This is a genomic window from Streptomyces olindensis (genome assembly GCF_040645895.1).
In the GTDB taxonomy this organism is placed as follows: Bacteria; Actinomycetota; Actinomycetes; order Streptomycetales; family Streptomycetaceae; genus Streptomyces; species Streptomyces olindensis.
Genome location: NZ_JBEYZD010000015.1, coordinates 102,367 through 115,004, shown reverse-complemented (window position 1 = coordinate 115,004; position 12,638 = coordinate 102,367). Strand labels below are relative to the sequence as shown.

The window sequence follows — 12,638 nt, the reverse complement described above, 5'->3', positions numbered from 1 at the left end:
GCCCGTCCCTTGCTGGGCTTCCAAGCTGTGCCCTCGCTGACCAGCCTGATTTCTTGATTTCCCACCTCATTTGAGGGAGGATTTCCGGAAGTTAGGTGGGGGCGTCGAGAGGCTGGGCATGACTGTCGTGCACGCGGAGGACCTCAAGGTCCGTGATCGGCTCGCCGAGCTGGGGCTGTCCGTCAAGGGAATCGAAGACGCCCTGCGGCGAGCTGAGTCGGAGCGCAACTTCTGCACGCCTCTGGATCCGGTCTCGCTGCCCGGCAACATCTTCTGGGGCCGCACGATCCGTTTCTTGCGGGAGACGTACATCCCGGACGGGTGGACGAGCGCCAGCCCCAGCAACGTTCCGCTGCTCGTCGCACCCTCCGGCGATTACGCGATCACGGCTTCCAGTGGCAGCCCGGAGACCGGATACGCCGCCCTCACGCCCTCCACCCGCTACCCGAAGGGCAACGCGGTGATGAAGCGAGTGGAGGCCAACCGTCAGCTGTTGCTGTTCGGCGGCGCCGAAACAGAGCCCGAGCAACAGGATGCCGGGGACGGTATCCCGACCTGGTTCCTGCTCTACCACCACTCGAAGACCGATCAGGGCACTCGTCTCCACGCGGAGCTGTCGTTTCCGAACGACACCGGCAGCCGTGGCAAGATCAGCAGCTGGTACGAGCGGATCATCCTCCCCTGGATCGACTTCGAGGGCTTCACTCCGTTCGTCGACGATGGCGACGACCAGGGCGGCATCGACATCCCGATCGAGCGCCTGTCCTGACCGCCCTGCCCCGACCTATTTGGCTCCTCTCATGACCACCGCATCCCGGCTAGTCCTGGCGCGCAAGCGCCGAGGGCTGACCGTCACCCGACTCGCCCAGATGGCTGGCCTGACGCCACGAAGGCTGTCCGACTTCGAGAACGGACGGGCCACTCCCAGCCCTCCGTCGCTGGAAGCACTGGCGGCAGCGCTGGAGTTCCCGCCTTCCTTCTTCAGCGCCGAGGAGGTCGCCGAGCTGACGGTCGACTCGGTCAGCTTCCGTGCCCTGAGCAAGATGACCGCCTCCCAGCGGGACATCGCCCTCAGCTCCGGACGGCTGGCGCGCACACTGCACGACTGGATCGGCGCGCACTTTCGCCTGCCCGCCCCCGACATCCCGTCGCTGACCTCGTTCAGTCGTCTGGGCTCGGACGAGGATCAGATTCCTCATCCCGGGGAGGCGGTCGGCACGGACGTCCCGGCGGAGGAAGCCGCCTCCCTGGTGCGGGCCCGCTGGGGACTTGGGAACGCCCCGATCTCGAACGTGGTGCACCTGTTGGAGGCGCACGGCGTCCGCGTCTTCTCCCTTTCCCGGGACTGCCCTGAGGTCGATGCGTTCTCCTTCTGGGACCGGGGAATCCCGTTCATGCTGCTGAGCACCGAGAAGACCGCGGAACGCGGGCGTTTCGACGCCGCCCACGAACTCGGACACCTCGTCCTGCACGGCGAGGAACAGATGCCGCACGGGCCGCAGGCTGAGGCGGAAGCGCACCGGTTCGCAGCCGCGTTCCTCATGCCCCGAGCGGACGTCCTCGCCCACGCGCCGCATGGCGCGAGCACGAGTTGGATCCTCGAGGCCAAGCGCCGTTGGAAGGTTGCTGCCATGGCGCTCGCACACCGGCTGCACGAACTGGGCCTGACCACCGAATGGCAGTACCGCACCCACTGTGTGGAGCTCGGCCGCCTCGGCTACCGCAAGTCAGAGCCGCGAAGCGGAGTCGTCCGCGAGACCTCCCAGGTGCTGGGCAAGGTGTTCAGTGCTCTGCGCAGCGAGGGGACGCGGCCTGCCGACGTGGCCCGCGAGCTGCATCTCCGGCCGGCCGACCTCAACGACCTGATCTTTGGGCTCGTTGTCACCGCGCAGGAGGGAGAGGGGCGGCACGGCGGTGTCCACGACCGGCCGCAGCTGTCTGTGGTCCGCTGATATGTCGTCCGGCGAGTAGGGCCGGACCCCCCGGGGCCTGCTACGCCTGCTTCGGCGTGAGCCCAGCACGGGACAAGCTGCTACGGCTGTGCGCGTCCCTAAGCCGCAGCCTGGCGACCCGGTGGTGTTCGGGGAGCTGTCGGCGAAGGGCTGCGCACGCCTCCTCCGTTGAACTGCCGCTTTGCGTAAGCGACTCCACAGGCACGGCCCACAGTGGTGGTGCAGGTCACATGAAACGCGTCTCGCTATTTGAGACCCGTGGAGGTTGAGCCACCCAAAACGGCCCGTGAACACCCCGGAAGTGGCGGCTTCGCCTCGACTTAGGGCACGCAGAGGGCATGCCGCCTCAAAATTGGTCTAGACAACAAACAAACCCCAGGTCGCTGACCTGGGGTTTCATCATGGAGCGGGTGACGAGAATCGAACTCGCGCTCTCAGCTTGGGAAGCTGATGTTCTACCATTAAACTACACCCGCGTAAGACGCCGACCGGAGTCGGTGTCCGAATGCTCGCCCACTCTACCTCATGCCAGGCCCCCGGTGTTCACACCGCGGGGTCTGAGGGCGTTTCAGGACTGGGATGCGGCTGCGGGGGAACGGAGTTGGGGCGTACGGTGTGGGCGTCGACGAGGGTCCGGGCGGGACCGGAGTGCCGCCTGGAGGGCCGTCCCTTTGATCCCGTACTGTGGCTTTTGTCGTCAGGCAAGCAGCAGCCAGACGCGGCTCTTGGGGAAGGGACTCTTGGACTTGATGGAGCGCACCGTCGTCCGCTGTGCGGATGGGCACGTGTTCACCACCGCTTCGTTCCCGATGCAGCAGGCCGAGCGGCTCGGCCCCGGCCGGCTTCTTCGGTGTCCGCGCTGTGCGCGGCTGAGGAGCGTGGTGCCCGTGAGCTACCAGAAGCGGTAGCGGACAGAGCGACAGCAGCAAGCAGCGCAGGCGCGCGGAGTCGTCCGGTTGTGGGCGCTCCGCGCGCCTTGCGTATCCTCGGGGCGTGCTTCTCTCAGACAAGGACATCCGGGCCGAGATCGACGCCGGGCGGGTGCGGATCGATCCCTATGACGACGCGATGGTGCAGCCGTCGAGCATCGATGTGCGGCTGGACCGCTACTTCCGGGTGTTCGAGAATCACCGGTACCCCCACATCGACCCCTCCATCGAGCAGGCGGACCTGACCCGGCTCGTGGAGCCGGAGGGGGACGAGCCGTTCATCCTGCACCCCGGGGAGTTCGTCCTCGCCAGTACCTACGAGGTCATCACGCTGCCCGACGATCTCGCCTCCCGGCTGGAGGGCAAGAGCTCGCTGGGGCGGCTGGGGCTGGTGACGCATTCCACGGCCGGGTTCATCGACCCCGGGTTCAGCGGGCACGTCACCCTGGAGCTGTCGAACCTCGCCACTCTGCCCATCAAGCTCTGGCCGGGCATGAAGATCGGGCAGCTGTGCATGTTCAAGCTGAGCTCGCCCGCCGACTTCCCCTACGGCAGCGAGCGGTACGGGTCCCGGTACCAGGGCCAGCGCGGACCGACCGCCTCCCGGTCCTTCCTCAACTTCCATCGGACCCAGGTGTGAGCGACAACAGCATGAGCCCTGTGCGGGAGAACCTTTCCTACGAGCGGTTCGGGGCCGCCGTGCGCGAGCTCGCGCAGGTCATCGCCGACGACGGGTACGAGCCCGACATAGTGCTGAGCATCGCCCGCGGCGGTGTCTTCGTGGCCGGCGGGCTCGCCTACGCCCTCGACTGCAAGAACATCCACCTGGTGAACGTCGAGTTCTACACGGGCGTGGGGACCACCCTCGAGATGCCCGTCATGCTCGCGCCCGTTCCCAACGTGATCGACTTCTCCGACAAGAAGGTGCTGATCACCGACGACGTCGCCGACACCGGCAAGACCCTCAAGCTGGTGCGCGACTTCTGCCTCGACACCGTCGCCGAGGTGCGCAGCGCGGTGATCTACGAGAAGTCCCAGTCGCTGGTGAAGTGCGAGTACGTGTGGAAGCGGACCGACGACTGGATCAACTTCCCGTGGAGTGTCGAACCGCCCGTGGTGCGGCGGACCGGGCAGGTTCTCGACGCCTGAGAGCGGCGTGACGTGCCGAAAAGGGGCTCCCCGGCCGGGGAGCCCCTTTCTCGTACGTACGTATGTGCGTATATGTGTGCGTGCGTGCGGCAGACCTCAGACCGTGCCCAGCTTCACGATCGACAGCAGCGCGATCAGCTGGATCGCCGACGCGCCCAGCGCCTTCGGCCAGGGCAGGTCGTGGGAGCGGCCGACCATGAGGGTGAGCAGCACACCGCCCGCGACCCAGGTGGCCCAGCCGAGCAGCTGGACGAACGTCGCGTCGCCGCCCGCGAACATCGCGAAGACCAGGCGGGGCGCGTCCGTGAGGGACATGATCAGCATGGAGAGGCCGACCGTGGGCTGCCAGGCGCCGTCGCCGCCGAGCTGGCGGGCCAGGGTGTGGGTGACCACGCCCAGGACGAACGCGCTCAGCACCATCGCGACGGCCGTCGTCAGGACGATCGGGATCGCGTTCGACAGTGTGGCGTTTATCGCATCCTTGCGGGCGCCGTCGAAGCCGAACACGGCGAGCAGGCCGTAGAGGAACGTGACGATCAGGGCCGGGCCCCACATCGTGTAGTCCCGCATCTGGAGGAACGTCTGGTTCGGGGCCAGGACGATCCCGCGGAGCAGGGCCTTCCAGTGCAGGCGCGGGCCGACCGGGCCGGGCGGCGGGGCGGCCGAGCCGGGCGGCGGGGCGGCCGAGCCGGCGCGGTAGGTGTCGCCCTGGGTGTAGGGGTCCTCGCCCACCGAGAAGGCCTGGGTGTGGCCCGGGTTGTTCGCCGCGTACGGGTCGTGCGGGCCCTGCGGGCCGGGCGGGTACGCGCCGTCGCCGAAGTACTCCGGCTCGCCGTGACCACCGTGACCGCCCTGACCACCGTGACCGCCGTAGCCGCCGCCGGGTCCGGCGTTCGGCTGCGGCCACGTGGGGCCGCCGCCGTTGCCGTACGGCGGCTGCTGCGGGTACGGCTGCGGCGCCGGCGGGTAGCCGTACGACGGCCCCTGCGGCGTCTGCTGCCCGTTCGGAGGGTTGTGCGGTCGCGTCTGAGGAGCGCCGTTGTTCCGGCCGCGTCCGATCCTGAATCCAGCCACGTCTTCGAACGTACCTGGTCCCCGGCGGTGGTGTGCCGGGCCCGGGCATCCGGGCCCGGCTTTGCGGCCGAGCTGTGACATCCCTTAAGGGGTACGGGCCTTGGGGCCCGGGTGGGGCGTCAGGGTTCGGCCGTACGGGCCTCGCCCCGAGCCGTCGTGGTGGCGTCGGTCGGGCCTCGCCCCGGCCCTCGCGGCGGTGTCAGTCGGACATCGCCCCCTGCCAGTCGGGCATCGCCCCCTGTCAGTCGGGCAGCGTGCCGCCCAGTTCCGGCAGGGTGATCGCGCCGGTCTTCGTCGGCACCGTGGCGGTGCCCCGCATCAGCAGCGCGCCGCTCGCCGCGCCGACGGCCAGGTCCGCCTTGCCGTCGGCGGTCAGGTCGCGCAGGCGCAGGGTGTAGCCGAAGGCGGTGTGGGAGTCGGCCGGGCCGAGCACCGTCTGCGCGATCCACGAGGAGCGGGCGCCGGTGAGGCCGCCGGAGCCGCCGCGGAAGAGGTGGACGCCGCCCTGGTCCTCCCGGCCGTCGACGTCCTCGTGGGGCACGCCGACCGCGAGGTCCGCGTAGCCGTCGCCGTTCGCGTCCGCGGCCGAGATCGCGTAGCCGAAGTCGTCCCCGGCCTCGGGGCTGCCGGAGACGCCCGAGGTGGCCTGGGTGAGGGTGGTCGAGGTGCCCGGCCCGGAGGAGGTGCCGCGCCAGATCGTGACCGCGCCCTTGCCGCCGTCCTTGTCGGGTATGCCGAGGGCGATGTCGCCGTAGCCGTTCTTGTCGAAGTCGCCGATGACCGGGCTCGGGTAGAGGCCCTGCTGCCGGTCGCTGAGGGTCCTGGACGCGCCCGAGGCGAGGCCGGTGGACGTGCCCTTCAGGTACCAGGCGCGCTCGCGGATGTCGCTGCCGGCGATCTCCGTGCCGATCACCACGAGGTCCGTCCTGCCGTCCCCGTCGACCTTGCCGGCCGCGAGGGCGGAGGAGTACCAGCCCACGGACCCCTTGTCGATCTTGCTGACCCTGCCGGTCGTGCCGGACTTGGTGAAGGGGCCGCGGTAGAGCCACGCCTCCTCGCCGCCGATCACGGCCAGGTCGGGGGAGCCGTCGCCGGTGAAGTCGCCGGTGGCCAGGTCGCGGCCGAAGTGGCCGCCCGCGCCGCCGACGGGCGCGAGGTTGGTGCCGCCGGACAGACCGGACTTGGAGCCCCAGACGACGGTGACCGTGCCGCGGTAGTCGTCGCCGCCCACGTGCTCGGTGGGGTTGCCGACGACGAGGTCCGCGTAGCCGTCCTTGTTGAGGTCGGCGCTCGCGAGGGACTCGCCGAACTGGTCGTCCTCCTCGCCGGACCCGGGGATGCCGGCGCTGTCCTGGTGGACGCGCTGGACGCGGGAGGTGTCGGGGCCGCCGGCGGTGGAGTAGAGGACGGTGACGGTGCCGCCCTCGCGGCCGTCGCCGTTGTAGCCGCCGTAGGCCAGGTCGCGGCGGCCGTCGCCGTTGAAGTCGTCGTAGTGCTTCGCCACCGCCGCGGAGGCGGGGGCGGTGAGGAACACGGGGGTGACGCCGGTGGCCAGCAGGGCGGCGGCCAGGGCGGTCGTGGTGGTTCTGCGCATGGTGTCTCCCTGGTGCGTCAGCCGATGAGGCCGGCGCCGAAGGCGCCGTACGAGCGGGTCTGGCCGAGGCTGCCCGGGCCGAAGGAGCGGGCGCCGTCGGTGACGGGGCCGGTGGTCGAGCCGCGCAGGGTCGTGATCGCGCCGACGCCCTCGTCCTCGAACCCGGCGGTGATGGTGAACTCGGCGCGGCCGTCCTTGGTGACGTCGGCCAGCAGGACGTCGGAGCCGAAGTAGTCCATGGCCTCGGCCGAGCCGGGGACGCCGGCGGTGGCCTGGGTGAAGGTGCGGGCGCCGGTGCGCGAGACGCCGGTGGCCGAGCCGTTCATCAGGACGGTGGCGCCGGTGTCCTCGGTGGTGGAGACGTCTTCGAAGACGACGCCGATGGCGAGGTCGCCGTAGCCGTCGCCGTTGCTGTCGCCGATGGAGACCGCGCCGCCGAAGCCGTCGCCCGCCTCGTCGCCGCCGGGCACGCCCTCGGAGTCCTGGGTGAGCTCCGCCATGGGCGCGTCGCCGTTGACCGGGCCGCCCTCCGAGCCGCGGATGACGACGACCTGGCCGCCGAGGCTGCCGCTGTGGTCGTCCTCCTTCGAGAAGACGTTGCCGAGGGCGATCTCGTCGTAGCCGTCGCCGTCGATGTCGCCGAGGGCGAGGGAGGTGCCGCCGTTCAGGGGGCGGGGGACCGAGGTGTCGGGGCCGGTGGGGGTGCCGAGGTAGGCGACGCCCTTGGACCAGCTGCCCGTCCCGTCCTCGTTCAGCCGGACCCGGTAGGTGAGGACCAGGTCCGACCTGCCGTCGGCGTTGGTGTCGCCCGCGTCCATGGCGTCGACGCTGTACGCCGTCTCCGGCGTGCCGATCTTCCGCGCGGCGCCGCTGGTGCCGGTCGTGGTGAAGGGGCCGCGGACGACGTAGACGTGGGAGGAGCCGGTGCCGACGGCCAGGTCGGCCTTGCCGTCGCCGTCGAAGTCGCCCGCGGTCAGCAGCCGGCCCCAGTTGTCGTGCCCGGAGACCGCCGGATCCTTGATCGTGGTGCCGTTCTTCAGGCCGCTCGCCGAGCCCCACAGCACGGTGACCGAGCCGCCGTCGCCGTCCGTGCCGACGTCCTCGCCGGAGGAGCCCGCCGCGAGGTCGGTGTAGCCGTCGCCGTTGAGGTCGGCCACGGCGAGGGCGTCGCCGAAGGTGTCCTCGGCCTCGGCGGCGCCGGGCACGCCGGCGGTGTTCTGGCTGACCACCGTGCGCTTGGCCGGGTCGAGGCCGGTGGCGCCGCCGTAGACGACGGCGACGTAGCCGGCCATGCCCTGGCCGTCGACCTTGGCGTAGGGGGCGGCGAAGGCGACGTCGCCGTAGCCGTCGCCGTTGAAGTCGGCGGTCGGGCCGCCGGCGGGGGCGGCGGTGGCCGCCTGCGCGGGCAGGGCGGTGAGCAGGCCGGTGGCGAGGGCCGTGGCCAGGAGGAGGGTGCGCTTGCGCATCGGGGTCCCTGTCGGGTCGGAGGTGCTGGTCGAGAGGTGGGTGCGGTCGTGCTCGCGGCCGCCGGGCCCACCCGCCGTGGTCCGGGCGGACGCCGTCGCGCCCCCGGTGGTCGGGGCGGCGGCTGGGCCGCGCGGCGGTCGGCGGGCTGTCACTGGGCGATCAAGGAGCCGCGCGGCGGTCGGCGGGCTGTCACTGGGCGAGGACGGAGCCGAGGCCGGAACCGGACTTGAGGGCGACGGCGGTGGTGGTGATGCCCTGCGCGCCGCTCGTGGTCAGGCCGGAGGCGGAGCCGCGCAGGGTCCACAGGCCGCCCGTGGAGTTCTCGCCGGCGACGCCGACGACCAGGTCCGCCCGGCCGTCCCTGGTCACGTCCGTCAGGGCGACCGCGGAACCGAAACCGTCCCCGGACTCGGCGGAGCCGGGCACCCCGGCGGTGTCCTGGGTGTACGACTTCGCGCCGGTGGCGGTCAGGCCGGCGGCGGAGCCGAACAGCACGGTCACCGAGCCCGCGTCACGTGCCGCGCCGAGGTCCTCGCCCGGCGCGGAGACCACGACGTCGGCGTACCCGTCGCCGTTGATGTCGCCGGTGCTCACGGCCCGGCCGAAACCGTCGTCGGTCTCGCCCGCGCCGGGCACGCCCGCGGTGTCCTGGTGGATCACGGTCGGCTGCTGCGCCGGGTCGGGGCCGGTGGGGCCGCCGTACCAGACGGTGACCTGGCCGCCCTTGTGGCCGCCGGGCTTCAGGTCATAGGGGTCGGTGTGGTCGCCGAGGACGAGGTCGCCGTAGCCGTCGCGGTTGATGTCGCCGATGGAACCGGGGTAGCCGTCGGCGCTCGGCAGCTCGGCCATCTTGTACGTCGTCCCGGTCCAGCGGAAGTAGTTGATCTGGCCGCCGGTGTCGCCGTCCACGTTGAACGGGTAGACGCGCTCGGCCGCGCCGTCGCCGGTCATGTCCCCGGCGATCACCTCGAAGGTCGTGCCGAGTTCGCCGACGACGGAGTGGCTCGACGGGCCGCCGGCCCGGGTGAAGGGGCCCCGGTAGATGCGGGTGTGGCTCTGGCCGGTGAGCGTGACGTCGAGGTCGCCGTCGCCGTCGAAGTCGCCGGCCGCGATGCCCCGGGAGAAGTTGCCGTACTCGGCGAGCGTCGACGGCTGCGGCAGGCCCTTGCCGCTGGTCAGGCCCGAGGCGCTGCCCCACAGGACGGTGCCGGACCCGATGCCGTCCCGGTCGCCGATGCTCTCGTTGGAGGCTCCGACGACGAGGTCCGAGTAGCCGTCCCGGTCGAGGTCGCCGCCGGCCAGGGCGGCGCCGAACAGGTCGCCGGACTCGGCGGTGCCGGGGACGCCCGCGGAGTTCTGCGTGATGACGGCCCTGCGGGCGGCCGAGACCCCGGACGCCGAGCCGTACAGCACGACGACCGCGCCGGCGCAGGAGGCCGAGCCGACGTCGGTGCAGGGGGCGCCGGCCGCGACGTCCCGGTATCCGTCGCCGTTGAAGTCCCCGGCGAGGCCGGAGGGGGCGGCGGAGGCCGGGGCGGCGGTGAGAAGGCCGGTGGTGAGGGCCGCGGCCAGGATGAGGGTGCGCTTGCGCAAGCGGGGCTCCGGGAGAGAGGGGGCAGGGCTCAGGCGCCGAGGGGGCCGGCCCAGGGCGTGGGTGCGGAGTCCCGAGGTGGTGCGGGGCGCGGGTGCGGGCGCCCGGGGGCGCGTCGCTCGTGCTGGGGCATGCGGGGTCTCCTGCGGCATGCGGGATGCCTGGCGGGCATCCACCGTCGATGAGGTGCCGGGACCTGCCGTGTTCGCCGGGAGTTGTCCGGGCGTTCACGGCTGGTCGGCGATCAGGAGACCCACGTGGGGACGTAAGGGTTGTACGTGAGTTCGGTTAATTTCCGGGGCGGCCGGGAGGCGGGGTTCCGTCACTCGCGGGCACCGGCCGGTACCGCACGTCGACCGCCGCGCTGGGGTCGCCGCCGACGAGCAGCTCCAGCCGTACGGGCGCGCCCCCGGCGTTGTCGAACAGCCGGATCCCGTCGCCGAGCAGGACGGGCACGATATGCAGGTCGATCTCGTCGATCAGCCCGCGCTCCAGGAGCTGCCGGCCGATGGTCGGCGAGAAGACCTCGACGTTCTTCCCGCCGGCGGCCTCCAGCGCGATGCGGAGCGCCTCGGCGACGTCGCAGTTCAGGAAGGTCACCCCGGGGACGGGGCGGGCGTCCTCCGGGTGGTGCGTGAGCACGAAGACGGGCCCCTGCCAGGCGCCGCCGTAGATCCCGCCGGGGTCGGGGTAGGCGTCCCAGCCGGTCCGGCCGCCGAGCACCGCGCCGGTCGTCCCGGCGTACTCCTCGACGAGGCCGGGGCGGAACGTCACCCCCGTCATCCAGTCCATCGTGTGGCCTGGGCCCGCCACGAAGCCGTCCAGCGACATCGAGAAGTGCCAGAGCACCTTGCCGGTGGCGGTTTGTGGTTCCATGCCCGCCGCGTTCTCCTCGTGGGCGGTCACGGCTGCCGCCGCACGCGGTAGCGCAGGTGCAGGACCCGGTCGCCCTGGATCACGACGTGCGGGTCCTCCAGCAGGTGCGGGGCGTCGACCGCCCCGAAGTACCGCTTGCCCGAGCCGAACACCACCGGTACGACGTCCATCGCCACCTCGTCGACCAGCCCGAGCGCGAACGCCTGCCCGCCGACGTCGCCCGCCGCCACCCCCACGTTCCGGTCCTCACCGGCGAGTTCCCTGGCCCTGGCGACCGCCTCCGCCACGCCGTCGACGAAGTGGAACGGCGCCTCGGGGCGCCACCCCTCGGGCCGGGGCCGGTGCGACACGACCACCAGGTGCTCGCCGGCCGGCGGGACGCCGCCCCACCCGTCGGTCATGTCGAAGACGTGCCGCCCGACGACCAGCGCGCCGATGCCCGCCATGGCCGGTCCCACGTAGTCGGCGGAGGCCCGGGACACCTTGGCGTACTCGTTGAGCGGGACGTCGCCGTTGCCGTACCACTCGAAGAGCGGCCCGACCTGGTCGTCGGCGTCCGCGATGAAGCCGTCCACGGAGACGACGTTGTGCATCACGACGGTGGTCATGCGATCTCCCGTGCGTCCGGGGGCCGGAGCGGCCCTGGTGCATCCGTAGACCGCCCCCGCGCCCGAAACTCATCGCGGACCCCGCCCGGTCTCCAGTCTCCTCAGACCTTCTGCAGGTTCTTCGGACCGGCGCGGTGACGACCGCCCTGCGGCAGCGCCGTCCTCGCTGTCAGCCCCCGCGACTGCCAGGCGTTGTCGCGAAGCTTGAACAGGGCCCAGTAGCGGGTGGGGCACAGCAGCACGATGTTCATGAACACGGCCGCCGGGGTGCCGACCAGCCAGGAGCGCCAGCGCTGACGCGCGGTCATGTCCGGCCGCATCAGCACGTACAGCCCCGACTGCCCGTACCGGACCACCAGGTACACGCCGAGGTACACCAGCGCCACGCCCGGGTTGTGGTACCGCCCGCCCAGGGTCAGCAGCGTCATGACGACGGTCCAGGCCAGCATCACCGGCGTGATGACGAGCTGCAGCAGGCCGAAGGTCGGCGAGATGAGCTGCTTCAGCGACAGCCGCTCGTACACGAACGGCAGCATCCACCACCACGACCGGGCCCAGCGCAGCCGCTGCCGGTAGGTCTTCTTCAGCGTCGTCGGCATGTCGGTGACGACTCCGGCCTCGTTGACGGCGACGACCTCGCCGCGCATCAGCGCCCGCAGCGCCAGCCAGCGGTCGTCGCCGGTGCCGCACTCGACCTCGTAGGCGTCCAGGTGGTCGTAGAGCAGCTCGGCCCGGTAGAGCGCGAGCGCACCCGACGTCGTCTCCAGGGCTCCGAGCATGGAGCGCGAGGACCGCATCATCACGCACGAGGTGCCGATGTCGATGTCCGCGGCCCGGGAGACCCAGGTCTCCTCGAAGTTGCGGACGTAGATCATGCCGGTGGTGGCCTGGATCCGCGGGTTGCTCATGGCCCGCAGCTGCTGTTCGAGCGCGTCCGGGAAGGGCTCGCCGTCCGAGTCGATGGTGAGGACGAACTCGAAGTGCCTGCCCTGCTCCTGCAGGTGCCGCAGCACGGTGACCTGGGCCCCGCGCTTGCCCTTGTTCTCCTGGCGGTGCCAGAAGACGCGGGGGTGGTCGAAGGGCTCCACGGGGTGCTGCCGCGAGCCGTCGTCGATGACGTGGATCTCGTCGACGGGGTGCGTCTGGGCCAGCAGCGAGCGCACCGTGCGGTGCAGGTTCTCCGAGGGTTCCTCGAACGCCGGGATGATCGCGACGGTCCGGCCGGGGGCCACCGGCAGGTGGGTGAAGGACCGGCCCTTCAGGAACGAGACCAGGCAGAGCACGATCACCGTCATGCCCAGCCACCAGTAGAAGGTGAGGACCGGGCTCTTGGACTGCACGTGCACCACCGCGGTGGCGGCGGCCAGGGCCGCCACCACCACGAGGGTCACGACGGTG

The 12,638-nt window shown here is 71.4% G+C and carries 11 protein-coding genes and 1 tRNA gene; 4 read left to right on the top strand and 8 right to left on the bottom strand.

The features are described 5' to 3' along the window. Positions 1 to 118 precede the first annotated feature (118 nt). Both ABZ948_RS12450 and ABZ948_RS12445 read left to right on the top strand, forming a co-directional pair. The gene (locus ABZ948_RS12450) at positions 119 to 769 is read left to right on the top strand and encodes a hypothetical protein (protein WP_359758876.1); all 651 of its coding nucleotides are present in this window, start codon (positions 119 to 121) and stop codon (positions 767 to 769) included. A 31-nt stretch (positions 770 to 800) separates the two neighbouring features. Beyond that, positions 801 to 1,952, top strand: a complete 1,152-nt coding sequence (locus ABZ948_RS12445) for a helix-turn-helix domain-containing protein (protein WP_359758875.1) — start codon at positions 801 to 803, stop codon at positions 1,950 to 1,952. A gap of 402 nt (positions 1,953 to 2,354) precedes the next feature. Here ABZ948_RS12445 and ABZ948_RS12440 read toward each other — a convergent pair. Next, positions 2,355 to 2,428 (bottom strand) — tRNA-Gly (locus tag ABZ948_RS12440). Positions 2,429 to 2,945: 517 nt separating this feature from the next. On the opposite strand from ABZ948_RS12440, the gene dcd reads away from it, so the two are divergent. Further along, on the top strand, positions 2,946 to 3,521 hold the full coding sequence (dcd, locus tag ABZ948_RS12435) for a dCTP deaminase (protein WP_359758874.1): 576 nt from the start codon (positions 2,946 to 2,948) through the stop codon (positions 3,519 to 3,521). A gap of 11 nt (positions 3,522 to 3,532) precedes the next feature. Further along, positions 3,533 to 4,030, top strand: a complete 498-nt coding sequence (locus tag ABZ948_RS12430) for a phosphoribosyltransferase (protein ID WP_359758873.1) — start codon at positions 3,533 to 3,535, stop codon at positions 4,028 to 4,030. A 96-nt stretch (positions 4,031 to 4,126) separates the two neighbouring features. Here the strand turns inward: ABZ948_RS12430 and ABZ948_RS12425 are convergent, their stop codons facing one another. The 7 genes from ABZ948_RS12425 to ABZ948_RS12395 all read right to left on the bottom strand — a co-directional run bounded on the left by ABZ948_RS12425 (position 4,127) and on the right by ABZ948_RS12395 (position 12,631). Continuing rightward, positions 4,127 to 5,185 carry a Yip1 family protein gene (locus tag ABZ948_RS12425; RefSeq protein ID WP_359758872.1) on the bottom strand — a complete coding sequence of 353 codons (1,059 nt, stop codon included), beginning with the start codon at positions 5,183 to 5,185 and terminating at the stop codon, positions 4,127 to 4,129. A gap of 160 nt (positions 5,186 to 5,345) precedes the next feature. Continuing rightward, positions 5,346 to 6,698, bottom strand: coding sequence for an FG-GAP and VCBS repeat-containing protein (locus tag ABZ948_RS12420; RefSeq protein ID WP_359758871.1), 1,353 nt, complete (start codon positions 6,696 to 6,698; stop codon positions 5,346 to 5,348). A gap of 17 nt (positions 6,699 to 6,715) precedes the next feature. Beyond that, positions 6,716 to 8,164, bottom strand: coding sequence for an FG-GAP repeat domain-containing protein (locus ABZ948_RS12415; protein ID WP_359758870.1), 1,449 nt, complete (start codon positions 8,162 to 8,164; stop codon positions 6,716 to 6,718). A 190-nt stretch (positions 8,165 to 8,354) separates the two neighbouring features. Further along, complete coding sequence (locus tag ABZ948_RS12410; RefSeq protein WP_359758869.1) at positions 8,355 to 9,758, bottom strand: FG-GAP-like repeat-containing protein; 1,404 nt, start codon at positions 9,756 to 9,758, stop codon at positions 8,355 to 8,357. Positions 9,759 to 10,044: 286 nt separating this feature from the next. Beyond that, positions 10,045 to 10,632, bottom strand: coding sequence for a dihydrofolate reductase family protein (locus ABZ948_RS12405; protein ID WP_359758868.1), 588 nt, complete (start codon positions 10,630 to 10,632; stop codon positions 10,045 to 10,047). 26 nt (positions 10,633 to 10,658) lie between these two features. Continuing rightward, a complete protein-coding gene (locus ABZ948_RS12400; protein WP_359758867.1) occupies positions 10,659 to 11,240 on the bottom strand; it encodes a dihydrofolate reductase family protein in 582 nt (193 codons plus the stop codon). A 101-nt stretch (positions 11,241 to 11,341) separates the two neighbouring features. Continuing rightward, on the bottom strand, positions 11,342 to 12,631 hold the full coding sequence (locus ABZ948_RS12395) for a glycosyltransferase family 2 protein (protein WP_359758866.1): 1,290 nt from the start codon (positions 12,629 to 12,631) through the stop codon (positions 11,342 to 11,344). Between the last annotated feature and the right edge of the window lie 7 nt (positions 12,632 to 12,638).